This is a genomic window from Phormidesmis priestleyi BC1401 (assembly GCF_001650195.1).
Lineage (GTDB): Bacteria > Cyanobacteriota > Cyanobacteriia > Leptolyngbyales > Leptolyngbyaceae > Phormidesmis_A > Phormidesmis_A priestleyi_B.
Map to the genome: position 1 here is coordinate 18,885 of NZ_LXYR01000017.1, position 23,938 is coordinate 42,822.

At 49.2% G+C, this 23,938-nt stretch carries 22 protein-coding genes; 16 read left to right on the forward strand and 6 right to left on the reverse strand.

Annotated elements, in window-relative coordinates:
- The first annotated feature begins 92 nt into the window (after positions 1-92).
- Both cysT and cysW read left to right on the forward strand, forming a co-directional pair.
- A complete protein-coding gene (gene cysT / locus A8707_RS11250) occupies positions 93-956 on the forward strand; it encodes a sulfate ABC transporter permease subunit CysT (RefSeq protein ID WP_068816996.1) in 864 nt (287 codons plus the stop codon).
- Entirely contained in the window at positions 949-1,824 is an 876-nt protein-coding gene (gene cysW / locus A8707_RS11255) for a sulfate ABC transporter permease subunit CysW (RefSeq protein ID WP_082906327.1), read from the forward strand. Before cysT ends, cysW begins: the two co-directional genes overlap by 8 nt.
- 84 nt (positions 1,825-1,908) lie before the next feature.
- On the opposite strand, the gene A8707_RS11260 is transcribed toward cysW, so the two are convergent.
- Positions 1,909-3,159: a vWA domain-containing protein gene (locus tag A8707_RS11260; protein ID WP_068816998.1), complete on the reverse strand. Its 1,251-nt coding sequence runs from the start codon at positions 3,157-3,159 to the stop codon at positions 1,909-1,911.
- 203 nt (positions 3,160-3,362) lie between these two features.
- Here A8707_RS11260 and A8707_RS11265 point away from each other — a divergent pair, with 203 nt between their 5' ends.
- The 5 genes from A8707_RS11265 (at position 3,363) to A8707_RS11285 (ending at position 6,931) form a co-directional block, all read left to right on the forward strand.
- Complete coding sequence (locus tag A8707_RS11265) at positions 3,363-4,082, forward strand: ATP-dependent Clp protease proteolytic subunit (protein WP_331711707.1); 720 nt, start codon at positions 3,363-3,365, stop codon at positions 4,080-4,082.
- A 9-nt stretch (positions 4,083-4,091) separates the two neighbouring features.
- On the forward strand, positions 4,092-4,721 hold the full coding sequence (locus A8707_RS11270; RefSeq protein WP_068817001.1) for an ATP-dependent Clp protease proteolytic subunit: 630 nt from the start codon (positions 4,092-4,094) through the stop codon (positions 4,719-4,721).
- A 24-nt stretch (positions 4,722-4,745) separates the two neighbouring features.
- Complete coding sequence (locus tag A8707_RS11275) at positions 4,746-5,342, forward strand: ATP-dependent Clp protease proteolytic subunit (protein WP_068817003.1); 597 nt, start codon at positions 4,746-4,748, stop codon at positions 5,340-5,342.
- A 137-nt stretch (positions 5,343-5,479) separates the two neighbouring features.
- Positions 5,480-6,151, forward strand: a complete 672-nt coding sequence (locus A8707_RS11280; protein ID WP_068817005.1) for a J domain-containing protein — start codon at positions 5,480-5,482, stop codon at positions 6,149-6,151.
- Positions 6,152-6,403: 252 nt separating this feature from the next.
- On the forward strand, positions 6,404-6,931 hold the full coding sequence (locus tag A8707_RS11285; protein WP_082906328.1) for an ATP-binding protein: 528 nt from the start codon (positions 6,404-6,406) through the stop codon (positions 6,929-6,931).
- A gap of 56 nt (positions 6,932-6,987) precedes the next feature.
- Here A8707_RS11285 and thrB read toward each other — a convergent pair whose 3' ends face one another.
- Both thrB and A8707_RS11295 read right to left on the reverse strand, forming a co-directional pair.
- A complete protein-coding gene (thrB, locus tag A8707_RS11290; RefSeq protein ID WP_068817008.1) occupies positions 6,988-7,914 on the reverse strand; it encodes a homoserine kinase in 927 nt (308 codons plus the stop codon).
- 199 nt (positions 7,915-8,113) lie between these two features.
- A complete protein-coding gene (locus A8707_RS11295; protein WP_068817010.1) occupies positions 8,114-8,518 on the reverse strand; it encodes a hypothetical protein in 405 nt (134 codons plus the stop codon).
- 113 nt (positions 8,519-8,631) lie between these two features.
- On the opposite strand from A8707_RS11295, the gene A8707_RS11300 reads away from it, so the two are divergent.
- From A8707_RS11300 to A8707_RS11335, 8 genes are all read left to right on the forward strand, one after another.
- On the forward strand, positions 8,632-9,837 hold the full coding sequence (locus A8707_RS11300; RefSeq protein ID WP_068817012.1) for an aminotransferase class V-fold PLP-dependent enzyme: 1,206 nt from the start codon (positions 8,632-8,634) through the stop codon (positions 9,835-9,837).
- Between the two features lie 188 nt (positions 9,838-10,025).
- Positions 10,026-10,211 carry a hypothetical protein gene (locus tag A8707_RS11305; protein WP_068817014.1) on the forward strand — a complete coding sequence of 62 codons (186 nt, stop codon included), beginning with the start codon at positions 10,026-10,028 and terminating at the stop codon, positions 10,209-10,211.
- 172 nt (positions 10,212-10,383) lie between these two features.
- Positions 10,384-11,394: a tryptophan--tRNA ligase gene (gene trpS / locus A8707_RS11310; protein WP_068817015.1), complete on the forward strand. Its 1,011-nt coding sequence runs from the start codon at positions 10,384-10,386 to the stop codon at positions 11,392-11,394.
- Between the two features lie 135 nt (positions 11,395-11,529).
- Positions 11,530-12,486 (forward strand): methylenetetrahydrofolate reductase, encoded by a 957-nt coding sequence (locus tag A8707_RS11315; RefSeq protein ID WP_331711708.1) that lies wholly within the window; start codon positions 11,530-11,532, stop codon positions 12,484-12,486.
- A 72-nt stretch (positions 12,487-12,558) separates the two neighbouring features.
- Positions 12,559-13,860: an ATP-binding protein gene (locus A8707_RS11320; RefSeq protein WP_068817016.1), complete on the forward strand. Its 1,302-nt coding sequence runs from the start codon at positions 12,559-12,561 to the stop codon at positions 13,858-13,860.
- A gap of 27 nt (positions 13,861-13,887) precedes the next feature.
- Entirely contained in the window at positions 13,888-15,816 is a 1,929-nt protein-coding gene (locus A8707_RS11325; protein ID WP_068817018.1) for an ATP-binding protein, read from the forward strand.
- A 105-nt stretch (positions 15,817-15,921) separates the two neighbouring features.
- Positions 15,922-19,119 (forward strand): DEAD/DEAH box helicase, encoded by a 3,198-nt coding sequence (locus A8707_RS11330; protein ID WP_068817020.1) that lies wholly within the window; start codon positions 15,922-15,924, stop codon positions 19,117-19,119.
- Positions 19,120-19,124: 5 nt separating this feature from the next.
- A complete protein-coding gene (locus A8707_RS11335) occupies positions 19,125-19,961 on the forward strand; it encodes an SWIM zinc finger family protein (RefSeq protein WP_068817022.1) in 837 nt (278 codons plus the stop codon).
- Here the strand turns inward: A8707_RS11335 and A8707_RS11340 are convergent.
- The 3 genes from A8707_RS11340 to A8707_RS11350 form a co-directional block, all read right to left on the reverse strand.
- Positions 19,933-20,442, reverse strand: coding sequence for a protein tyrosine phosphatase family protein (locus tag A8707_RS11340; RefSeq protein WP_197484732.1), 510 nt, complete (start codon positions 20,440-20,442; stop codon positions 19,933-19,935). The two genes, A8707_RS11335 and A8707_RS11340, sit on opposite strands and share 29 nt — an antisense overlap.
- Before the next feature lie 6 nt (positions 20,443-20,448).
- Positions 20,449-21,177, reverse strand: a complete 729-nt coding sequence (locus tag A8707_RS11345) for a PspA/IM30 family protein (protein WP_068817024.1) — start codon at positions 21,175-21,177, stop codon at positions 20,449-20,451.
- 73 nt (positions 21,178-21,250) lie between these two features.
- Positions 21,251-22,537 (reverse strand): hypothetical protein, encoded by a 1,287-nt coding sequence (locus tag A8707_RS11350; protein ID WP_068817026.1) that lies wholly within the window; start codon positions 22,535-22,537, stop codon positions 21,251-21,253.
- 249 nt (positions 22,538-22,786) lie between these two features.
- Between A8707_RS11350 and A8707_RS11355 the strand changes: the two genes are divergently transcribed.
- Positions 22,787-23,341, forward strand: coding sequence for a DciA family protein (locus tag A8707_RS11355; protein WP_068817028.1), 555 nt, complete (start codon positions 22,787-22,789; stop codon positions 23,339-23,341).
- Positions 23,342-23,938: the final 597 nt, after the last annotated feature.

A 23,938-nucleotide genomic window follows, 5' to 3' on the forward strand; every position in this document is an offset into this window, starting at 1 on the left:
ATCGCCGATTCTACCGCTCTATGATTCTAGGGATGTTACAAAAAGCGCCCCTAGAATTCTATTAACATAGACTGCTCACTCTAACTATTACGATGGTCTCTTCTCCCCAAGTTGATGAATTTCAGAAGCCACCCGCCCGGAAATCGCTTCTGACTAGACTGGCTCAAATTCCCTGGACGTGGCGAATCACGATCGGCTACCTGAGCGTCATGCTATTTTTGCCGCTTGCCGCGATGTTTCTCAAAGCAAGCACCGAAAGCCCTGCTAATTTTTGGCGCATTGCCACGAGTCCGATCGCTCTGTCAGCGTATGATGTGACGTTTACGACTGCCCTTGCGGCGGCTTTGTTTAACGGTGTATTTGGCACGCTGATCGCCTGGGTTCTGGTGCGCTATGACTTTCCATTAAAGCGGCTGTTTGATGCCTCGGTCGATTTGCCGTTTGCCCTGCCAACGTCGGTCGCTGGATTAACGCTGGCGACTATCTACAGCAATAATGGCTGGATCGGCTCGTTAGTGGCACCGTTTGGAATTAAAATTGCCTTCACTCGGCTGGGGGTTTTTGTCGCGATGACGTTTATCTCGCTGCCGTTTGTGGTGCGAACGGTGCAGCCTGTCTTGATCGAGATGGACAAAGATATTGAGGAAGCTGCTTGGTCTCTGGGTGCCTCAGAATTTCAAACGTTTCGGCGCGTTGTGTTGCCGCCACTGTTTCCATCAATTCTCACAGGTGTTGCGTTGGGGTTCTCTCGTGCAGTCGGAGAGTATGGCTCGACGGTGATTATTGCGTCTAATACACCGTTTAAGGATCTGATCGCGCCTGTGTTAATTTTTCAGCGATTGGAGCAATATGACTATTCAGGAGCCACCGTGATCGGAGTGGTGTTGCTGCTGATCTCACTGGTGATGCTGCTAGGAATTAATCTTTTACAAGCTTGGGGCAAACGATATGGCTGATCTGGGTCCATCTTTCAATGCGTCTGTCCCCAAAACGGGGGCGACTGCTTCCACCAAGCCGCGAAGTTGGGTGCCTGCGATTTTGATTGCGATCGCCGTCCTCTACCTCTCACTCGTCCTCTACATCCCGGCTGCCAATGTGTTTGTACAGGCATTTAGCAAAGGCGTGGGTCCGTTCTTTAAGACACTGACGCGACCTGACTTTCTGTTTGCAGCCCGTCTGACGCTGCTGATGGCAGTGATTGCGGTGCCGTTGAATGTTGTGTTTGGGCTGTGTGCAGCATGGGCGATCGCGCGTCGTCGGTTTCCGGGTCGAGCGTTTGTTTTAAGCATTATTGATTTACCGTTCTCGATTTCGCCTGTCGTCGCTGGCTTGATGATTGTTCTGCTCTATGGGCGGCGCGGCTGGTTTGGCGGCATTCTCGAAGCGGGCAACATCAATATTGTGTTTGCGATTCCGGGCATGGTTTTGGCGACGGTGTTTGTGAGTATGCCGTTTGTTGCCCGTGAGGTGATTCCCGTCTTAGAAGAGGTCGGAGCTGACCAAGAAGAGGCAGCAAAGACATTGGGGGCGAATGAGTGGCAGACGTTTTGGCGCGTCACCCTACCGAGCATTCGCTGGGGTCTGCTGTATGGTGTGATTCTCACCAACGCTAGAGCAATGGGCGAGTTTGGTGCGGTTTCAGTGGTGTCTGGCAACATTGCGGGAAAGACTCAAAGCCTACCGCTATTTGTTGAAGAAACGTATAAGCAGTATGAGACAGAGGCGGCTTATTCGGCGGCAGTATTGTTGGCGTTTTTGGCGGTTGTGACTCTGGTATTGAAGGAAATTTTAGAGCGCAAAACTCGGATTAAAGATTCCAAATAAAAGGGGTTGACTGACAGATTCACCCAATGCTATGGAGACGTTCTGGTAGAACGTCTCACCAATACCGCCATAACCCAGGATGTGTCAAGGCTCGTTTGATTGCAGCGTTGTCTTAGAAACGATGCGAGTTTTCTTACGATCGCTCTCGGATAATTCTTGCCCTGCCTGAATTTGCGTTGCACTATTCTGCAACACGGTTGCCGCTCCTTGATCGCCCATTTGCAGGGCAGTCTTCGCCGCCGTTTGCAGCATCGTCGCCGCCCCTGAGCGATCGCCCTGCTGCAATTTCGCCTCAGCAATTTGCGTCTGTCGATATTTCGCGAGTGCCAAAATTTGGTTTTGCACATCAGGATTTGGCGCAGGCTGAAACGCGCTTAACGCAGACACCTCGATCGGAAACAGTTCAGACAGCAGCCCTTCTTGTCCTAATGCCGGATCGTCATAGCGAATTTGCACCGACGCGATCGTTTGCTTGCCTGCGGGCAATTGACCGACATACAGATTCGCCAACACAACGCGAGACGAATCGACCATCAGATCGCCCAAGCGCACCGTCACCTGATTGCCATCCTGATCGACCGGAAGTTCGATCGTATCGGGTGCGACTTGCGCGATCGGCTTTAATTCTGCCAATCGTGCCCCCGGAGTTAGCGACAAAATCAAGTGAGCATTGGTCAAACTGACTGACTGGATGCGATCGAACAAACGACTAAACTCGCTCGTCGCCTGATCGGGTTGCTCAATAAAAGACAGCGTTCCGCCCCCCGCGTCTGCGATTTTCTCTAAAACGTTCTGATTCCAGGCATCGCCAAACCCGAATGTGTTGAGCGTCAAGTTATAGCCTGTTGCCAATTGAGCCAATTTTAGGCAGCGATCGTTGTCGCCGTGCTCATTCTCACCGTCTGTTAATAAGAACGCTTGCGAAACAGCGTCCTGTTTGCCCTTCGCGAGTTCCTCAATTCCCACCCGTAACCCTTCATCGATCGACGTGCCGCCCGATGCTTCTAGCTGCTGAAGCGGAATTCTTAAATTGCTGAGATCGTCAATCACTTGGTTGGGCACCAACACCTTTGCTTTGTGGTTGAAGGTGACGATCGAGATGCGATCGCCCGGAGACAGCCGCTCTATAATTCGCTGGGCAGCTTGTTTCACGGTGTTCATGGCTCGACCTTCCATTGAGCCACTCTGATCTAAAATCAAACACAAATTTAGCGGCACACTGCGCCCCACACCATCGGGGATCGCCGCGATCGCAATAGACACTTGACGCTGGCTGTTGAGTTGCGCTACGTCAACACCAGCATCACTCAACGCACACTGCAATCCGACTCGCATACCGGGAAGCTCCTACTATCTATTAAGCGGGGAAACAAAACCACGACACTCCACAGCAAACCACAGATCTTTGACATTCGGCGGTTAACTACAGTTCAATCCAGCATTTTCCGCAGCCTCGCTATAAAATTTTTCGGCCGAGTCTCCTGTGATCCCGTCTCCCTCCTTTCTTCTCCTTCATGAGCGGCTAATCCCGCGCTACTATGGATAAAGCGCCACCGTTGAGGCAACATTACGCAATGGAATCACCCATCAAAGCTGTTCAGTCTACCAATTATGGCGATGCCTACTATCGCACGCCTCCTCCTGACTTAGCCTCACTGCTGCTGAAAGAGCGCATCGTTTACCTGGGCGGTCCTCTGCACTCGATCGACGAATATCGCCGAAACCCTGGTCAAGACGTAACTCGGCTGATCATTGCCCAGTTGCTCTACCTCCAGTTTGACGACCCAGAAAAACCCATCTTCTTTTATATCAATTCCACAGGCACCTCCTGGGATGGCGAAACGATCGGGTTTGAAACCGAAGCCTTTGCCGTTTGCGACACGTTGAGCTACATCAAGCCTCCCGTTCACACGATTTGCATCGGTCAGGCAATTGGCGCAGCCGCCATGATTCTATCTGCGGGTGCGAAGGGTTCTCGCGCTAGTTTGCCTCATGCCACGATCGTGCTCAATCAGCCGCGTTCGGGCGCACGGGGTCAGGCAACCGATATTCAGATTCGGGCAAAAGAAGTCTTAGACAACCGCGCCGCTATTTTGGATATCCTCTCGAAGAACACGGGGCAGCCGACCGAGAAGATTGTCAAAGACACCGATCGGACGTTCTATCTGACTCCTCAAGAAGCCAAAGAATATGGACTGATTGACATCGTTCTAGAAAGCACCAAACAACTTCCTGTCCCCGTCCCTGCTTTGACTTGATTAGGATTTATGCAAGTTCCCTATCGCATTCCGGGCAGTCAGCAAGTGCAGTGGGTCGATCTCTATACCCGCATGAGCTTCGAGCGAATTGTCTTTCTCGATGAAGAAATCAACGACAACTTCGCTAACTTCATCGTCGCCCTACTGCTCTCCCTCAATTCTGAAGACTCGACGAAGCCGATCTTCTTATACATCAACTCTCCCGGTGAGCAATCGGCGCAGCGGACTGGGGGAATGGTTGCCAGCATGGCAATCTACGACACAATGCAGTACATCAAATCTCCTGTTCACACCATCTGTCTAGGACAGGCAGGCGGCACTGCTGCGATGCTGCTCTCGTCGGGTGCCAAGGGTTCTCGATTGAGCTTGCCGAGTGCAGAAATCGTGCTGGCTCCGCAATACAACCGAACGAGCGGACAGGCAAGCGATATCGAAATCGATGCTAAGAAAGTCGTCTCCGATCGCGCTATGTTTGTAGAAATTTTGGCAAATAACACGGGGCAAACGCCTGAGAAAATTCTCAAAGATCTCGATCGTCGCTTATATTTCACCCCAACGACCGCTCAGGAATATGGCTTCATCGATCGGGTGCTTGACCCCAAAAATCTGCCAGCCCCTGTTCAATCACGCTTGACTTAAACCCTTTATCCCCCTACTTGTCTTATGCCAATTGGTACTCCCAAAGTTCCTTACCGTCTTCCGGGTAGCTCCTATGAGCAGTGGATTGATATCTATCAACGCCTCAGCCTAGAGCGGATTATTTTTCTGAGTCAAGAAGTTGATGACAACATTGCCAACGCGATCGTTGCCTCAATGTTGTATCTCGACTCTGAAGATCCTGGTAAGCCGATTTCACTCTACATCAACTCGCCGGGTGGCTCCGTCACTGCTGGGATGGCGATTTATGATACGATGCAGCACATCAAATCTGATGTTGTGACGATCTGTGTCGGTCTTGCAGCATCAATGGGTGCGTTTCTCTTAGCCGCCGGGACGAAGGGAAAACGGTTTGCGCTACCTCACGCGCGAATTATGATTCACCAGCCTTTAGGTGGCACTGGGCGCAGCCAAGCGAGTGATATTGCGATCGAGGCAAAAGAGATTCTCCGCATCCGCACTCAGCTAAATCAAATCCTGTCCGATCGCAGTGGACAACCGCTCACCAAGATCGAGAAAGATACTGATCGTGACTACTTCTTGTCTGCTCAAGAGTCGAAAGAGTATGGTCTAATCGACAAAGTGATTGAGTTGGTCAATTAGTGAGTACGCAATGCTCAGATCTTAGAATCCAGAGATGTGACTGCGGTTAGTGTCTGGTCGGCATCCCAATTCTAGGTAAGTTACTCCTTGTTTTAAGTGGCAGAATTTTAAAGCAGTTCTGCCTTTTTCATCCTTAAATGAACACTGCAGACTGCTATCGATTGTTGGGACTGAGAACGGGCGCGTCGTATGAGGAAGTCAAAGCCTCCTACCGTCGTTTGGCGCGTCAACTTCACCCAGATGTCAACCCCGGCAATCAGCAAGCAAAAGAACAATTTATTCGGGTTTCAGAGGCATATCGGTTTTTGCTCAGTGTTGTGAGTCCTTTAGGAATCAGCGATGCGGTAGCTCAGCCTGCACAGAGTCAGCCGCCAGACGTTGCAAAGCCAAAAGTCACCATTACTCGCAAAGAGAATTCTTCCGAGAAGCCGAAGGTTACGGTGATTCGCAAAGAATCCTCCAAAGCAAGCCCAATCAAATCTGACCCCAACCTTTCTTTTGTCGATCAACAGCTCAAGCAAGCCTCTTACGAGCAGCTACAGCAACTACTGCGAGAAAAACGGTTCCCAAGAGCGATCGCCCTAATCGAAGGGTTGGCGCAGCGGTTCCTCAGTGATCCTGAGATTCGTCAATGGCAAGCGATCGTCTATCAAAGCTGGGGGCGGCAACTGATTCACGAAAAGCAGTTTGAGAAAGCACGGCTCTATCTCAAAAAAGCGCTTCGCACTGATCCCCACAATCGATCGCTGTGGAGTGAAGTAGAGCGAGACTTTCACCGTTTGGAGCAGATGATTTATCAACGAAAATAACGTTGAAGGGTAATCACGCATAAGTGAATTCACTGCGCTAGAGGACTTGTTTCTTGAAGAGGGTGTTTTTCTATTGGTGTTTTGGTATAGTTTAACTAATAGATAAATAGTTACTCAGTAGAAACTGATGAAGTTTAACCTTCGTTAGCTTCCTGAGAACGTAAATTAATTTTCCGCTGCACCCGAAGCTTTAAACCATCTGCTTTAGTCCGTAGAGTTCTAGATTTAAACGACCATATAGCCAAATCCTGAATGGCATACAGGTATGTGCTTTTAGAACGCACAGTCCGCCAAAAGTATGCTTATCCACTTGAAAGCTACGGGGTTTTCCGAGTGATTGCTGTCTCACCTCGTTCTACCAGGCATAACTGGAACACAGTTAGCTTTGCATCGACTCTTTACTTGATTCCGATCCTCGATTTGCTTTTAGCAAAAGTTCCTAGCCGATGGAAGGCTGAGATCAGGTTGGGTCTGCAAGAGGCTTTAGTCAATGCCGCCAAACACGGCAACAACTTAGACCCCTGCAAAAAAGTCTTGGTTCACTTTTCGACGGCATCGGATCACTACTGGTGGGTGATTACTGACCAGGGTTCTGGGTTTGAGCCTTGTTGCCACGATGAATCGGTCGATCGTCATCTTCCTTGTGACCAGCATGAATGTGGACGTGGGCTTTACATTCTTCATCAGGTGTTTGACGAAGTTGAGTGGAATAGCCAGGGCACAGAACTGAGGCTCTGCAAACAAGTCAGGACACCAGCGAGATTACCTCTGGTACTTTAGTACCAATCCCTAGTTTTTGTCAATCTCAAAACTGGGAAGGTCCTATTTTACAACTTTCAAGAAGACTGCTCTACGATCGCTCCCTGTAGGTCAATCTGCAATAATTTGACCTGCACCTCGACTCCTTGACCCGTCCAGGCGATGTGCATTGATGCTTTGACCGCTTCCGCACTAGCTGGACTTGCCAACGCTAGAAGAGTTGGACCTGCTCCGCTAATCACTATTCCGTGAGCGCCTGCTGTGAGTGCAGCCGATCGGACTTCTTCATATCCTCGGATTAAAGACTGACGGTAGGGTTGATGAATCCGATCTTGTAGGGCAGCTTTAAGCCAGTTGGCGCGTCCCGTCTCTAATCCACGGAGCAATAAGCCTAAGTGAGAGGCATTAAAAATCGAGTCAGCGCGACTGTATCCGGCTGGCAAAACTCGCCGTGCTTCTGCGGTGGAAAGCTCGAAATTGGGGATCGCTACGATCGGAATAATCGAGTGATCCCAGGGAATATCACAAATCTCCCAGTCGCGATCAATGCCCGATGCAGCAAGGCAACAGCCGCCGACCAGAGCCGGAACCACGTTGTCGGGATGCCCTTCGATCGCGATCGCCAACTGCATAATGTCTTCTTGACTGAGCGGCGATCCCGCTAGCGCATTGGCACCGACCAAGCCCCCGACGATCGCCGTTGCCGAGCTTCCCAATCCTCGCGCCAAGGGCACATTCATTGTGATCTCAATTTGCACCGATGGCGGAGTCTTGTCTAAATGCTCATAGAGCTTGATAAAGGATTGATAGACTAGATTGCTGGCATCAGTGGAAACTCGATCGGCTTCGGCTCCTGTAGCAACAATCTGCACAGATTCTTGACCAGACACCGAAAATCGAAACTGGTTATAAAGCGTAAGTGCGGCACCCAAGCAATCAAAACCAGACCCGATATTCGCAGTCGTCGCCGGGACTTTAACCCTAACTATAGAAGTGAAAGACATTTGCAACCTGAGAGAGTGAATCTGTTTAAAATCGTGAACTAAACAACCTGTGAAACTTGCGATCGTTTTCTGCCCAAGGAGAAGGGAGCTAATAATTCTTGTTCCCTCTCCTTGGGGAGAGGGCTAGGGTGAGGGCGAGAAGTGGCACCTTAATAAATCTACGATCCTTAGAGAAAATGCTCGATCGAGTTTAGTTCGTTTAAGGGGTTGGATTTTTCCGGCGTTCTTCAATATCTTCTAACGTGCGGATGATCAGCCGTTTTGCCTGAAGCTGCCAGCCCAGCTTTTGAACATTGAACGCGATCGCGCCTCCGACGATCGTGGCGATAAAATCGAGAGGTTGGAAGGACGAAATACCAAACAATAAGCCTAACCCAGCGATGCCCCAAAAAGGGAGTGCTACTGTCTGACGCTGCGTTTCAACCAATTTGCGAATGGGATCGGTGGGCATCTCGGCTAGTAGGGTTTCTTTAACTTCCTGCTGCTCTCTGGCGTTGACCGATAAGCCGATCTTTTGCCGCAGTTTTTCGATTTTGCGGGCATCGGTGCTGTATTGAGTTAGCTCATCTTCTGCCATTAAAACCAGCCGTTCACTTTGTCCCATCCGTTTGACCTCAATTCCAGTGATCTCTATTGTTCATCAAAATCTGACCGATTTAAAATCTTATGATCCCCCTTGATTGCGATCAGTAGAATTGAAACTTTAAACCGCAGCTTATGACAGCCACTCAACCATCGATACACCCGGATCATCCACAGACAAATTGGGCGCAATATTGGTCACTTGATCCGACGATCAAGTTTCTCAACCACGGCTCGTTTGGGGCGTGCCCGCTGCCTGTGATGAAGTTGCAGCAAGAACTTCGTCAGCGCATTGAGCGGCAACCTCTGCAATTTTTTGGGCGAGATCTAGAGGAGTTGCTCGATCGAGCGAGAACCGAGCTAGCAGCATTTGTGGGTGCAGATGCGGAGGATCTTGCGTTCGTGCCCAATGCGACAACGGGAATCAACACCGTTTTGCGGTCTCTAAAATTTGATCCTGGAGACGAACTGCTGACGACCAATCAGGAATATAACGCTTGTCGAAATGCGTTGAATTTTGTGGCAGAACGATCGGGCGCGAAAATTGTCGTTGCAGAAGTTCCTTATCCGATCGAGTCCTCTGAGCAAGCGATCGAGCCAATTTTGCAAGCCGTCTCCTCAAAGACTCGACTGGCACTGCTCGATCACATTACAAGTCAAACCGGATTGGTGTTTCCGATCGCGAAGATTATTCACGCGCTGACTCAGCAGAACATCGACACCTTGATTGATGGTGCCCACGCGCCCGGAATGGTGGCGATCGACTTGGCAACGATCGGGGCGACTTACTACACGGGCAACTGTCATAAGTGGCTCTGTGCCCCAAAAGGAGCGGCATTCTTGTATGTGAGACGAGACAAACAGCCTGAGATTCGCCCGTTAACCATCAGTCACGGAGCCAACTCGCCGCGCCGCGATCGCTCTCGATTTCGACTAGAGTTTGACTGGACAGGAACTGACGATCCCACGGCATATTTGTGCGTCCCGGAAGCGATTCGATTTATGGGATCGCGGTTGTCGGGAGGCTGGGCTGAGTTGATGAGTCACAATCACGAGAACGCGATCGCTGCCAGAAATATTCTTTGCGAAATTCTGAAGGTTGCGCCACCTTGCCCCGATGAGATGATCGGCTCTCTGGCAACGGTGCCTCTATCAGACGGTTCTTGTGTTGAGTTGCAGGATGCGCTGCTAGAGAAATTTGGGATTGAAGTCCCGATCGTGCCTTACCCTGCTGCGCCTAAGCGATTAGTCCGCCTCTCTGCCCAGATTTACAACACATTAGATCAATACGAGAAGTTGGGACGGGCGATCGTAGAACTTTCCACCAAAAGATTGAATTAGTCAAAACACCTTCGCAGCAGTCTCCTCAAGATTACAGATCTTTCTTGTGTAGGCGTAATAAAAAAATTCGCAATCTCTATCAAGAGAGTGTTGCTAAGGTTGGGCATCTTAGGTTTTGCAGCCCCTCCGCGAGTGAAATTTTCCTCTGTTTGGGTGTTTGCTTATTCCTGCTACCTGGACACCTCCTCATGCTTTCAAATCTGCTCAAATTCGATTTTCCGCTGTGGCAATATCTCAATCAACCTGTAGGTGAGCTGACTTACCCACTGGTTCTCAACCCGCGTCGCTTCAGTTTTCTCTATCGAATAGAGCTTTTAGAGCGGTGTCTAGAAAAGAGCTTAGAGTCAAAAGAGCGGCGTGATGAACGCTTATAGAAATCACGAGTTCCCTTTTGCTAAAACAAAGCCGACGATCGCTCCGCCACAACAGGAGCGATCGTCTTTTCGTATCCTGAATGCTTTGAGAATCGAGTTCAGAGGGTTAGATTGCAGGTGATAATGGGTAGGCTGAAACCTTTTTCTCGATCGAGACGACCCAAAATCACCTATGACCAGGCAGCGAGTTCTTTCGGGCATTCAAACGACGGGCTATCTTCACCTCGGCAATTATCTAGGAGCCATTCGCAATTGGGTCGAAGGGCAGAGTCACTATGACAATTACTTCTTTCTGGCAGATCTTCATGCGATTACGGTGCCTCATGACCCAAAAACCCTCGCAGCAGATACTTACACGATCGCAGCGCTCTATCTTGCCTGTGGGCTAGACCTGCAACATTCAACTATCTTCGTGCAGTCCCAGGTTCCTGCACACACTGAGTTTGCCTGGTTGTTAAGCTGCATCACACCGCTCAACTGGCTAGAAGACATGATCCAGTTTAAAGAGAAAGCGGTGAAGCAGGGGCAAGAGGTTGGGACCGGATTGCTCACTTACCCGGTGTTGATGGCATCTGATATTTTGCTTTATGAACCCGATAAAGTGCCCGTCGGCGAAGACCAGAAACAGCATTTAGAACTGACTCGCGATTTGGTCGATCGCTTCAACTACAAGTTTGGTACGCCTGAAAAGCCTGTTCTCAAACGTCCCGATCCACTCATTCGGGCAGAGGGAGCGCGGGTAATGAGCCTCACCGATGGCACTCGAAAAATGTCTAAATCAGATCCGTCTGAACTGAGTCGAATCAATTTACTAGACCCGCCAGACGTGATTCAAAACAAGATTAAGCGCTGCAAAACTGATCCGATTCGAGGGCTTGTGTTTGGCGATCCCGATCGTCCAGAGTGCAATAATTTGCTCACGCTCTACATGATTTTGTCGAATCAGACCAAAGAAGCAGTCGCCGCAGAATGTCAGGACATGGGCTGGGGACAGTTTAAACCACTGTTGACTGAAGCGATGATCAGTGCATTGCAGCCAATCCAGGAGAAATATCAAGCCATCATGGATGACCGCAGCTATTTAGAGTCGGTGCTGCGAGACGGGCGTGAAAAAGCCTCGGCGATCGCCAACAAAACCCTCGCTAAAGCAAAGAAAGCAATGGGATATGCTTTGCCTCTTTAGAACGGTAAAAATTCAGACCATTTGCTGATGATAAATCTTAGATTAGTCGAGATACATGAGTGTGTGGCACTGAATTTTAAGCTCCTGTAAACTGCGGGGATCAGCTTCAGATTTCGAGTCACCCACTGATACTTTATGCCTAAAGCTTTACCTCGATCGCCCATGTCCTACCCTTCGCGTCCGCTTCCATCCTTCCGTCTTGCTGCTCAGTCTGGCGAATTTTTAGTTACGGCTGAAGTGACTCCTCCCAAAGGGGGCAACCCGGCTCATATGCTAGAGATGGCGCAACTTCTGAAGGGGCGAGTCCATGCGGTGAATATCACAGATGGCAGTCGGGCAGTGATGCGAATGTGTTCGCTCGTGTCGTCAGCGCTGCTAATGCAGCAAGGAATCGAGCCAATTTGTCAGGTGGCGTGTCGCGATCGCAACAGCATCAGCCTCCAAGCCGATCTGCTCGGTGCCCATGCGCTCGGAATCCGCAACATTTTGGCGCTCACAGGCGACCCCGTAAAAGCAGGCGATCACATTGATGCAAAAGCCGTCTTTGAACTTGAGTCGGTGCGGTTGCTACAACTGATCGCCAAACTCAATCTGGGCACTGATTGGAACGACCAGCCTTTGACCGATGGAGAAACGACCCTATTTATGGGAGCGGCGGTTGACCCTCAATGCGGCAGTTGGTCAGGATTACAGCGTCGATTTGAGCGCAAGGTCGAGGCGGGTGCTCAGTTTTTTCAGAGTCAGTTGATCTCAGACTTCGATCGCTTAGAAAAATTCATGGATCAGCTTGGCTCTCCCGCTGCAAAGCCTATTCTGGCAGGGATTTTTCTACTCAAATCTGCAAAAAATGCCCGATTCATCAATCGCTGTGTGCCTGGAGTCCACATTCCCGATTCCACCATCGATCGCTTAGAACGCGCTGCTGATCCCCTTCAAGAAGGAGTGACGATTGCAGCAGAACAGGTGCAACTCGCTCGTCAACTCTGCCAAGGCGTACACCTGATGGCAGTCAAACGAGAAGATCTGATTCCACAAATTCTCGACCTAGCCGGGATTGCACCCTTAAGTAAGGTGATTCCCGTAACCGTGTGAGTGGCTGATTTTTAGGGTTCGGGCTACGATCGTAAAATATAAATCGTTGCCCTATTCTGAAAAGAACTGCCGATGACCGAAGCCCCCATCACTCACAATCCGTTTATTGTCGGTAGACCTGTTCCACCAGACCATTTTGCGGGGCGCACCTCCGCGATCGAGACCGCGTTTGACCAGATTCTCAGCCGCAGCAATCTTGCTATCTGGGGTGGTCCGGGCATTGGCAGATCGTCTTTTTTAGAGCTACTTGCCTCTCCAAAAGCGTGGCAACTGAGAGGACATGACCCTTCCAGCGCGGTGATCGTCTTGCTGAGTTGCCTGAGCATCACGCCGTTTAGCGCCGTTAAATTCTGGCGCGAAATCATGCTGCTCACCAAAGATGCGTTAGACAAGGAGCCAGACCTTCAGGCAGAAGTTAGTCAATTTTTAGATCAGGGCAACACCACGAAAGATGGACTGCGATCGCTGCTGCGATATTTAGGAAAACAAGACAAGTTTCTCGTGTTGCTGGTCGATGATTATGATGCGGCTCTGCGTCCTCAAGAGGGCTATAGCGACAACGATATTGCCGTCTTCTTGAGCGACTGCCGAAATATTGCATCTCATTCTAAAGAGCGGCAGTTTCTCTCGATGGTCGTGACTTCACTGCGACGACTCAACGAACTCGGACCCAAATTAAAACCCGATGGCTCCCCGTGGTATAATCATTATCTATTTCAGCCGCTCAAGCCGTTTACCGAGACCGAAGTGGCGACGCTGCTGGGCAGTATGCCGATGACTCCTGCCCTGCGAGATGGCATTCGAGAAATTGCGGGCGGAAATCCGGCTCTGCTGCAAAATGCAGGTCATCTGCTCTACCGCGAACTGCGAACGGGTCATGTTCCTAACGCTGAGGCATTTGCTCAAGACTTTCAGCAAGCTACAATTCACTATTTTGAAGACATTTGGAATCTGGCAACCCAAGTTGAGCAAATCCTGATGATGATGCTTGCCCTCTGTGAGTTAAGAGGTCACCTTCTCAAGAAACGCTATGATTTAGGAGACATCGATCTAGTCTTTAGCCAGAAAGAGCGCGAGCTAAACGACCTAGAAGAACGAGGCGTAGTCATATCTCGTGTGCAAGACGGTAAAAAACTGTATCGATTTGCGTCATCCATGATGGAGTGGTGGGTTGTCAAAGAGATTGAAAACAGCACCGAGGAGACGCTTCAAGAACGGCAGAAAGGATTCCTTAATCTAATGAGTCACAAACAAGCAGAGAATGTTACAAAAGCAATTCGCTGGTTGTGGCAGCATAAAGAAGAGGTGCCTCCCGTCCTAGAGTGGTTGGGGAAAGTGTCGGCAGCATTGCCGAAGGGATTGATTCAGGGTTAATCTAACCAAATAGCTGACTATACATTTATGAATTTTCCGATCGCTCGGAGAAATCCTTACATCATTGGTCGCCCGATCACAGAGGCGAATCTATTTTTTGGTCGTGAGAGCCTGTTTCAATTTGTGGCAGACAATCTCCACAAGGGTTCTCAAGTGATTTTGCTGCACGGTCAACGCCGCATTGGCAAGTCGTCAGTTCTGGCGCAGATTCCTAATTTCGTTGACCTAGAGAACTTCACCTTTGTTCCGCTATCTTTAGAAGGAGATAGCCAAAAACCGCTGGGCGAAGTCTTACACGAATTGGCGCGAGATTCCTTAGAACACTTTGGCTTGATTGGCTCGATCGTGCTTCCCTCGATTTCAGAGTTAGAACACGACCCGAAAATCTTTGTCGATCGCTTTCTTTTACAGTTGCGCCACGCGCTCAAGACTCAAAATCTCGTGCTGTTACTTGATGAATTTGACGCGTTTTACAGCCTCAAAGTTGCCGCCGGACACCTCTTTCAATACCTCCAGTCAGAGGTTTATCACCATCCCGATCTCTACATTATTCCAGTCGTCGGGCGACAGCTCAACGACTTACCCGAACTGGTAAGCCTGTTTCGCGAGGCACCTAATCAAGAAGTTGGGCTGCTCGATCGTCGCAGTGCAGAACGGCTGATCACGATGCCTGCCGAGGGTTTGCTGGACTATAGCCAAGACGCGATCAACGCGATTTTAGAACTCTCAGCAGGGCATCCCTACTTTACGCAAGTGGTGTGTTTTGCCGTGTTTTCTCACGCCAGAGAAGAGGATCGCTGGCAGGTGACTCGCGCCGATGTTGAGAGCATTGTCGAAAAAGCGATCGAACTCGGTGAAGGCGGGTTAGCCTGGTTTTGGGACGGATTGCCGATTCCAGAGCGAGTCGTGTTCTCAGCCGCCGCAGAAGTTCCTGAAGCAAAACTCATCTCTGATCAGCTTGCCGATGCCGACCTTCTAAACTTCACTCAAGAAGAACCGTTAGCCTCGCTGCGCGATCGCGGAGTCATTCTCACGCCACCTCTCCACGAGGCAGTCTTCAACCTGGTTGACTGGAAGTTTTTGCAATCGGTGGGGTCAAAATCGCGACCGACCGGAACCACTATTCCTCCTAGAGTTTCGACCTTTAGAGTAACGATCGAGCTAGTGAGACGGTGGCTAGTCAGACGACACGCCCTACAGCACGAAGTTTGGGAATTAGAGCGGCTCACCCCCGAAGTCGATCGGCTGTATCAAGAGATTAGAAGAGCGCGTCCGTTTGGCGTGACCCTCAGCATTATCAGTCGGCTCACTCCGATTTTAGCGGCAAACCCCAACCACTTTGGGGCACTGTTTGAGATGGCAGAGTGCTTGATGGAGATTCGTAACTTTAGTCATGCGGTGAAATATTACGATCGTGCCTATCGGGTTGACCCAGTGAGAGCAAAAGACGGCTTTCTTCAGGCACTGTGGGACTATGGCGACGAACTGCGAGAAGAAGGACATTTAAAGGAAGCTAGAGGGACGCTGGAGCAAGCCCTGGAAATCGTGCCTGATAGTCCAGAAATTCATGAGGTGTTAGAGGAGATTCGCAAAGAAGAAAAATATAGCGACTATCTCCTCCCCCCACCGAGCTTTGTCGTCAGCTCTCGTGAGTTTTTAGCAGAAGAAGTGCCGGAAATTGCTTCGACGAGTGACTTAACTGCTCTAGAAGAAAAGTTTAGCGACGTATGGGAACTGGTCGAAGATAAAGCTCCGTCTGACGTGAAGGATCGTGCTCTAGAGCGATTGGATGAACTCAAAGAAATTTTCACAACTCAAGAACTCAATCTCACCACGATGGCTTACGTGCAGCAATGGTTTATGAAGCACGTTCCTGCACCCCTCAATGAAGCCGTGAGTCACTTTTTAGAAGAAATCATCTCTAAAGTGATCAAGGAAAAAACAAACTCTAAATAATCAATTTGCTCATCAACAGACGATCGGCTCTTTTTATCTTCTTAGAATGGGTTGCATTCACCTGCAAACCGCTATAGATTCAAATCAAGCTTGTGAGAATTAGTGATGAGAATTCTTCACGGAACTTGGATTCCTCAAACTGAGGATGGGTTTATTCAAAACGGCGCATTCTATGTGTGGGTTGAGACAACTGAGATTCATTCGTCAAATCGTGCTGAGATGGTTCATCCTCGTCATCTCGCTGGAGAAGAATTGGTCGCGTTTTTGACGGAAGAATTGGGGATAAAATCGCAGTCTCCGCAGCCGTTAAAAACAAACATTTCACCCAAATATTTTTTGTTGCCCAGTTCTGATAATCAGCCGCTACCGTCGATCGAGCTAGCGCGATATTTAGAAACCGATTTGCCAGAAACGTTTACTTTTCAATATTGGCAAGTTGAGTGTTATCAAACAACGGCGTGGGTGAAAACGGGCGATCGTCCTGAGCGAGTCAATAACGCGATTAAGTTTCTCAATGATCTGCATTTCTTGGCATTGCATCACTTGACAGACGTGCAGTTGGGAGCGGATTTACTGTTTTGGTATTACTACACCCGATCGCTGAAGCAGGTGATTTTGAAAGATCACTATATTCCGGCGTTGCGGTTGCGATCGCTGCCTCCAGAAGAGAAGGCTCCTGCGAAAGGAAACCGCAAATCGGCGGCTTATCAGCAGGCTGTGCCCAAAATTGAAATTCATCCCGCCTGGGAAATCGTTTCTGAGCAATATGAAACTGACCTTCAGCGCTTTGTTGAGTCGATGCCGTCTGCCTGTGTTGCTGGGTTTGCAGCTCCACAAAAAACGCCAGAGTTTTACGACAAAGAGCGGTTGCTGCGGCATTTCTCAGAGTGTTTGTTGACTGAAATTGTGGTCTGCACACCATCGACAACTGCGTTCGACCTCAAAATCACAGATTCTTTAGTCGATAGCTGTCTGCATCGCTGGCGCAAAAAGCGGTCTGACGATTTAGAGGTCTATCAACAGTGGCAGACGTGGCGCGATCGGATTCGTCGCACTCAATCCGCAACTGAGTTCTATCTGTGCTTTCAGCTTCAAGCGCCCGAAAAACCCGAAGAAGCGTGGCAATTAGAATTTCAGATTGCTGCAAAAAACGATCCGTCTTCACGGCTACCGCTGTTGGAGTATTGGCAAACTCGTCCGAAACAAAAGGAAGAATTGCAGAAACAGTTTGGCGAAAATTTTGAACAAAACTTGCTGTTAAATTTAGGCTACGCGGCGCGGATTTATCCCAATCTTTGGGCGGGTTTAGAGACCGATCAGCCGACGGAAATTTTCTTAACATTAAGCGATGCGTTTGACTTTCTCAAAGAGTCAGCCTGGGTGTTAGAAGAGGCAGGCTATAAAGTCGTCGTTCCTGCCTGGTGGACTCCGAAAGGTCGGAAACGTGCCAAAGTTCGACTGACAGCGCAGAGCGGACGCAAACCCTCTGGCAAAAATAAGCGCTATTTTTCATTCGATACTCTCGTTGAATATCAGTATGAGTTAGCGATCGGAGATCAGCCCGTCAGCGAACAGGAATGGCAACAGTTAGTCAACGCTAAAACTCCGCTCGTAAAATTCCGGGGGCAATGGATCGAGCTTGACCAAAACAAAATGCAGCAAATGCTAGAGTTTTGGAAAAATCATCAGCAAGAACATCCAGAAATGTCACTGCTGGATTTCATGAAAATGAGAGCCAACGCTGATGAAAGTATGGAGGTTGACGTTGATCACGATCGACAGCTCTCCGAGATGATGGCAAAGCTGAATGATAAAAGTCAGCTAGAACCTGTATCTGATTTAACCGGATTTCAAGGAACGCTGCGAGAATACCAAAAGCGAGGCGTTTCGTGGCTGCGCTATTTAGAAGAGTTGGGGCTGAGTGGCTGTCTGGCAGATGATATGGGAATGGGAAAATCAGTACAAGTGATCGCTCGATTGGTACAGGAACGAGAACACGCTGATAATCAGACCGTCTTACCGACATTATTGATTGCGCCCACGTCGGTCGTCGGCAACTGGCAAAAAGAAATCGAAAAATTTGCACCGCAGTTACGATCGCTGATTCATCACGGCAGTCAACGCCTCCAAGATACTAAAGAATTCAAATCGATTGTTCAAAATTATGATGTGGTGATCACGTCGTTTACGCTAGTGCGTAAAGATGAAAAGATGCTGTCGAGTGTCGATTGGCAACGCCTAGTCGTCGATGAAGCACAGAATATCAAGAACCCAAAAGCGGCACAGACGAAAGCGATCGCTAAACTCCCAGCACATTATCGTCTCGCGCTCACCGGAACGCCCGTTGAAAACCGATTATTAGATCTCTGGTCAATCTTCAACTTCCTCAACCCTGGCTATTTAGGAAAGGAAGCGCAGTTTCGTAAATCGTTTGAGATTCCGATTCAAAAAAACAGCGATCGAACTCAATCTGCAACCCTTAAAAAGTTGGTCGAGCCCTTTATTCTGCGACGAGTCAAAACCGATCCAGCAATCATTTCAGACTTGCCTGATAAAGTTGAACAGAAACTCTACTGCAATCTGACCAAAGAACAAGCCTCACTCTATGAAGCGATTGTCAAAGATGTCGACCAACAAATCCAAAACACTGAAGGAATTCAGCGCAAAGGATTGATTTTGGCAACGCTGCTGAAACTCAAACAGATTTGCAACCATCCGAGACAATTTCTGCAAGACGATAGCGATTTCACACCGCAGCGATCACACAAGCTCGATCGCTTAACTGAAATGATTAAAGAAGCCATTGATGAAGGAGAAAGTTTGCTGGTGTTTACGCAATTTACAGACATTGGAGACGCACTAGAAAAATATTGTCGACACACGCTTCACACTAACACTTACTATCTGCACGGCGGAACGAATCGCAACAAACGCGAACGGATGATTGCTGAATTTCAAGATCCTGAAACGGAGCCGTCAATCTTTATTTTATCGCTCAAAGCAGGCGGAGTCGGCATCACGCTCACCAAAGCCAATCACGTTTTTCACTTCGATCGCTGGTGGAACCCCGCAGTCGAAGACCAAGCTACCGATCGAGCATTTCGGATTGGGCAAAAAAAGAATGTTTTCGTCCACAAGTTCGTCGCGATCGGGACTCTGGAAGAACGCATCGATCAAATGATTGAAGATAAGAAAAAACTGGCTGGCTCGATCGTCGGATCTGATGAGTCGTGGCTGACCGAGTTAGATAACGACGCATTTAAACAACTGATCGCGCTGAATCGAAGTGCCGTAATGGAGTAACTGCAATGGCTCAGTTTAGTCGAACCTGGTGGGGAAGACGATTTATTGCCGCGCTGGAAGAATTCACCGATCCGGGGCGATTAAGTCGAGGTCGATCGTATGCCAATGGCGGCAGAATCAAAAGTTTTGAGATCAAAGAAGGCGTTGCAACCGCGCAGGTTCGCGGTTCGGTAAATCCTTATTTTGGCGTTTATAAAGAACCGCTCTACACTACAGTGATCGAGATTAAGTCAATCAGTGCAGCAAATTGGTCAGCCGCGATCGCGTATGTGGCATCTAAAGCAGGATTCATCTCTAAACTTCTGCTCAACGAGATGCCCGACAATATTGAAGATGCCTTTTCAACGCTAGGACTGCACCTATTGCCGCACCAACGATCAGACTTCAAAACCCGTTGTTCGTGTCCCGACTCTAGCAACCCCTGTAAACACATTGCAGGAGTCTATTATTTGCTGGCGGCGAAGCTCGATCGTGACCCGTTTTTGCTGTTTGAACTGCGAGGACTTTCAAGAACTGATCTGCACGCCGAATTAGCTAAATCCCCGTTAGGAATGGCGCTTTCTCAAGAGTTGGCGGCTGAACAATCAACGCCTACTCCGGTGGAATCGTACTACACCAAGCTGGATACGATCGCCGCATCTGATGTGAGCCTTAAAGACTTTTGGCAGGGAAGTAAGCGATTGCCTGCGGCGATCCAGCCTGAAACCCAGAATAGCGTCTCTGCCATCGTGATCAAAAAACAGGGCGACTTTCCGGCTTTTTGGCACAAAGACAGTTCGTTCATCGCCACAATGGAAGAGCTATATCAGCGAGTCAAAACCAAAAATCGCGAGATCCTATAGCGTTTGGGTCATCAAATTGAAAGATCGGACTATAGTCGTAAATCGCTCGTTGAATAAATTCTTGCCACGTCTCATTTGGAATCCAAATTTTATGTAAATCTGATTTTGCTTGCTGATCATCCCAGCGATCGTACAAGCGATGATAGAGATACATGAAAACAGAAACCCTCATATTCTTAGCGCAGTGAATAAAAATAGGTATTTCAGTGTTTTCCATCACGATTGGAAAAAATTGGTCGAGGTGTCCAAACGTCGGCTTTGTCCAAGCCACGGGAATATGGGTGTACTGAAGTCCTAGCGATTCCACAATTTCCCTCTCGTGAGGAATCGCATTCGTCGAGTTAGGAGGCGCTAGATTCACAATGACTTGATAGCCCGCTTCTTTGATCGCTGCGAACTGTTCCTCAGTTGGCTGTCCTGCGGTGGCGACGTAATCCGACAACTTCAGAAAGTTGTAAATCGCTTCGATTCCTTCAGCCATAACCAATCAATTGCCGCGAATCTGCGATCGCAACTTCTCCAATTCAGGATCGACTTCTGGCAGTTGAGCAGGACTACCCGCCGTAAGCTGATTTTTCATTGAGGCTAACTCTGCGTCAATGTCATCGGCTTCGCCTAGCGACTCAAATCGTTTCTCTAAATCATCAGTGCCTAGTTCGGCGATCGCTTCTGACTGTGCCTCTAGCTGCAACACTTTTTCTTCCATCCGCTCAAACGCACTCATCGCGCTACCCGTGCCCACATTGCTCAACATTTCATTAAGCTGCTGAGACGCTTTCGCAGACCGAGCGCGAGCAATATAGAGGTCTTTTTTGGTCTTCGCTTCTGAGATTTTGCTCTCCAGCTTCATCATGTTTTGCTTAAGCTGAGTGACGATCGTTCGCTGCTGAGTTAACTGCGCGTCCATCGCGTCTGCCGTCTCTTGATAAGATTTGCGACGGGTCAATGCCTCTCTCGCCAACGGTTCGTCGCCTTTTTGCAGCGCCAATTGAGCGCGACGATACCATTCTTCCGACATTGACTTTGCCTGAGAACACTGCCGCTCTGTGCGTTTTTGCGTCGCGATCGCTTGAGCCACCGCCTGCCGAAGATGAATCAGGTCCTCCTGCATGTCCAGCACAGCCTGCTCCAGAATCTTTTCTGGGTCTTCTGCCTGACCTACCAGGTGGTTAATGTTTGCACGAATCGCTCGCCAAATTCGGTCAAAAAGTCCCATCGCTGATCTCCGGTAATGCGGCTTTCGCTAATTACCCTCAATAGTACCGTACCTTTTCGGCTGCGATTTCCTACTATTTACTGACTTCTGCGGGAATTCCCTGATTTTGTAGCTCCTGAACTTTTGCCTTTGCCTCTGCCTCGCTGCGATAGCTCCCCGATCGCACAAAGCCCCCTTCTGGCGTGTTCACAAACTCAGCGCCCGGATTGCTCTGCTGAATTTTGTCATAAGTTCGATCGCTGTCATAAGGTGTGTCAACATGCCAAGTGCGAGGCTGGGGCGCAGCCGTCGGGGCAGGGGCACGCTCGATCGGTGCCAGAGGTCGAGCGATCGGAACCGTTGGAAGAGATAAAGGGGCAGGGGCACGACGAATCGTCGGCGCTGGCAGGTTGTTCGATCGAGAATAGCTAGGAGTCACTGGAGCCAGGTTTGGTCTGGCGATCGGAGCAGGCTGCACGGGAGCGTTTCTCGAACTGGGATCTACAGGACTTGAGGGCACAGCGGGACTAGCCTGACTCGCGTTAGGTGAAGCACTCGGTGATGGCGAAGCCGATACCTTGGGTGAAGGCTTGCTGTTTTGGGGCAACCCACTGGTGGGGCGAGTCTTCAACGTGTTTAGATTGCCTAACCCCAAATCCACAAATTCTTGAGCGTCGAGCGGGGGCGAGTTAGAAATGTCTCCCTGGGCACCTGGGGCAGACGTTGGAACTGGGCTAGGGATCACTTCTCGACGGGCAAAGATTTGTCCCAACCCGCTCAGACTTGAGGGGTTCATAATCACATAGCCAAACATTGCGCTCGACAGCAGCAGCATCAACATCGACCCGACCCCAAGCGGAGTCAGCAGACTTTCTAAAAAGCCGCGCTCGACTTGGACATGAGCCTCTTCTCTCGCCAAACTTCGCAGCAGTTCTTCAGACGACTCTAAATAGTCATCAGGGGGTGTTGAAGAATCTGCCAGTCTGAGATCGCGCTCAACATCAGGCAATGAGTAAATTAAAGATCCATCTGTCTTTAAATCAGCATGGGGCGGAATCACTGCCAAATCCGAAGACAAATCTGGCTCGATCACAGGCGCATCGCCCCGTAGCGGAATCGACTCCGCCGAGAGAACGGGCGGCACTGACATTGGATTTGCTCGGTCTGTGGCAGAAGCGGTGCTGGCGATCACCATCAAATCAAGGTTAGGAGCCTGCTTTCTCTTTAGCCCATCAACGGGAGGAACGGAATGCCCTGCTTTTTGCCGTCGATAGCGTGCCAACTCTTCATCGAGCCGAGTGTCAAGGCAGCCTAACGCTCGTTGCAGCTTGGGGTGAAGGGGGATGTGAGTGGAAGGCTCGATCGACGGGCTGTGACGCATTTTTTGACTCCTACCGTTTGAAATCGATGATTAGACTGCTTGCCAAAATCCTGAAATTTCTCACAGGCGCTAATCTAGAGAGACGACTTTGAGAATCCGCGCTCTCAGTGTAATTCACACGGCTCAAAGTGAATCACAAACCTCGATCGAGTTTGGCAGTTTTCTCCCCATTTCGCCAAAATTGAGCGGAATCGTCTCAGCCGACCTGAAGAATTTAGTATCGTCCACTCCTTTGACCTGCTGTCTCTTATGTCTTTTCAACGCTTACAGGGAGTTCTAAGCTCTCTAGAAAATCAATATCGACCTCCTGAAGAAACGCAGCTTCAGCAGGTTTTAAGGCACTGGTCTGACGTGGTTGGGGTGGCGATAGCAGCGCAAACTCGCCCTGTAACGGTGCAGCGTGAGGTGTTAAAGGTGGCTACGGCAAATGCAGGATGGGCACAAAATCTAGTGTTTGAGCGACGACGCATTCTAGAAACGCTCAATGCTTTGTTGACAGCCCCATTGTCTGACATCCAGTTTTCAACGACGCAGTGGCATAGCCCAGACAATCGTCGGGCGCTAGACGACGCAGAGCGATCGCAACTCTGGACAAACCATCCCAGCCGCGTCGAAGAGTTCCCAATCCCAAAGGCAAATCCACAAGACACGGCTGATTCTGAAGCGGCGTTCCACTATTGGACGATCGTGATGCAGTCACGCAGTCAACATTTGCCACTCTGCCCTCAGTGTGAGTGCCCAACTCCACTAGGAGAGATTCAGCGTTGGTCATTTTGTGCAGTGTGTGCCGCAAAACAGTGGTAGGAGAAATATTTGTGAATCTTAACCTTGGGAGGAGATTTAGAACAAATCTTAGTGTTTTTCAAATCCTAGCAATTAACTCCCTACTTTTAAGGTTTTGTAAACCGCCTAGATAGTGAATAATATCCTGCCTTGCGATCCAAGATTTTTTAATCTCGAAGCTTACACGGATGTTTGAGAATACTGGGTTCCTTAATATGTCTTAAGCAAGAAGATTGTCCTTGAAGATTAGATTTATTCTCTAGTCTATGAGCCAACTATTTAATCAATCAGGCGTGGGCATCTTTTGATGTTTAGCTTGATCCCTGACCATTTTTAATTGAAATCAAGTCGGTTTCGCTGTGAATTTTGCATAGGACAGGTAACTTTACATAGTTCCTAGCTCGAATCTAAAGACAATATAAATATCTTTCTCACCCTGAAAGTTCTGGAACATTGACCCCATCAAGAATTCGACTTTTTTAAGTCTCTGATCCCCAAAATTTTGAGATTCATAATAGGAACACAGACCTATCTCTTAGCCCTAAATTTGAATTATGACCATAAAGCCGTTGAGATAAATTAAATTTTGCAGCTAGTCTTACCCAAATCTCAGATTTT

What these genes read in the sequence shown, in the direction of transcription:
- A8707_RS11355 (WP_068817028.1), top strand. Translation starts at nt 22,787, where the DNA reads ATGTCTTTTCAACGCTTACAGGGAGTTCTAAGCTCTCTAGAAAATCAA.
- A8707_RS11305 (WP_068817014.1), top strand. Translation starts at nt 10,026, where the DNA reads ATGCTTTCAAATCTGCTCAAATTCGATTTTCCGCTGTGGCAATATCTC.
- A8707_RS11350 (WP_068817026.1), bottom strand. Translation starts at nt 22,537, where the DNA reads ATGCGTCACAGCCCGTCGATCGAGCCTTCCACTCACATCCCCCTTCAC.
- cysT (WP_068816996.1), top strand. Translation starts at nt 93, where the DNA reads ATGGTCTCTTCTCCCCAAGTTGATGAATTTCAGAAGCCACCCGCCCGG.
- A8707_RS11320 (WP_068817016.1), top strand. Translation starts at nt 12,559, where the DNA reads ATGACCGAAGCCCCCATCACTCACAATCCGTTTATTGTCGGTAGACCT.
- cysW (WP_082906327.1), top strand. Translation starts at nt 949, where the DNA reads ATGGCTGATCTGGGTCCATCTTTCAATGCGTCTGTCCCCAAAACGGGG.
- A8707_RS11300 (WP_068817012.1), top strand. Translation starts at nt 8,632, where the DNA reads ATGACAGCCACTCAACCATCGATACACCCGGATCATCCACAGACAAAT.
- A8707_RS11340 (WP_197484732.1), bottom strand. Translation starts at nt 20,442, where the DNA reads ATGGCTGAAGGAATCGAAGCGATTTACAACTTTCTGAAGTTGTCGGAT.
- A8707_RS11265 (WP_331711707.1), top strand. Translation starts at nt 3,363, where the DNA reads ATGGATAAAGCGCCACCGTTGAGGCAACATTACGCAATGGAATCACCC.
- A8707_RS11285 (WP_082906328.1), top strand. Translation starts at nt 6,404, where the DNA reads ATGGCATACAGGTATGTGCTTTTAGAACGCACAGTCCGCCAAAAGTAT.
- A8707_RS11345 (WP_068817024.1), bottom strand. Translation starts at nt 21,177, where the DNA reads ATGGGACTTTTTGACCGAATTTGGCGAGCGATTCGTGCAAACATTAAC.
- A8707_RS11330 (WP_068817020.1), top strand. Translation starts at nt 15,922, where the DNA reads ATGAGAATTCTTCACGGAACTTGGATTCCTCAAACTGAGGATGGGTTT.
- A8707_RS11295 (WP_068817010.1), bottom strand. Translation starts at nt 8,518, where the DNA reads ATGGGACAAAGTGAACGGCTGGTTTTAATGGCAGAAGATGAGCTAACT.
- thrB (WP_068817008.1), bottom strand. Translation starts at nt 7,914, where the DNA reads ATGTCTTTCACTTCTATAGTTAGGGTTAAAGTCCCGGCGACGACTGCG.
- A8707_RS11325 (WP_068817018.1), top strand. Translation starts at nt 13,888, where the DNA reads ATGAATTTTCCGATCGCTCGGAGAAATCCTTACATCATTGGTCGCCCG.
- trpS (WP_068817015.1), top strand. Translation starts at nt 10,384, where the DNA reads ATGACCAGGCAGCGAGTTCTTTCGGGCATTCAAACGACGGGCTATCTT.
- A8707_RS11280 (WP_068817005.1), top strand. Translation starts at nt 5,480, where the DNA reads ATGAACACTGCAGACTGCTATCGATTGTTGGGACTGAGAACGGGCGCG.
- A8707_RS11275 (WP_068817003.1), top strand. Translation starts at nt 4,746, where the DNA reads ATGCCAATTGGTACTCCCAAAGTTCCTTACCGTCTTCCGGGTAGCTCC.
- A8707_RS11335 (WP_068817022.1), top strand. Translation starts at nt 19,125, where the DNA reads ATGGCTCAGTTTAGTCGAACCTGGTGGGGAAGACGATTTATTGCCGCG.
- A8707_RS11260 (WP_068816998.1), bottom strand. Translation starts at nt 3,159, where the DNA reads ATGCGAGTCGGATTGCAGTGTGCGTTGAGTGATGCTGGTGTTGACGTA.
- A8707_RS11270 (WP_068817001.1), top strand. Translation starts at nt 4,092, where the DNA reads ATGCAAGTTCCCTATCGCATTCCGGGCAGTCAGCAAGTGCAGTGGGTC.
- A8707_RS11315 (WP_331711708.1), top strand. Translation starts at nt 11,530, where the DNA reads ATGCCTAAAGCTTTACCTCGATCGCCCATGTCCTACCCTTCGCGTCCG.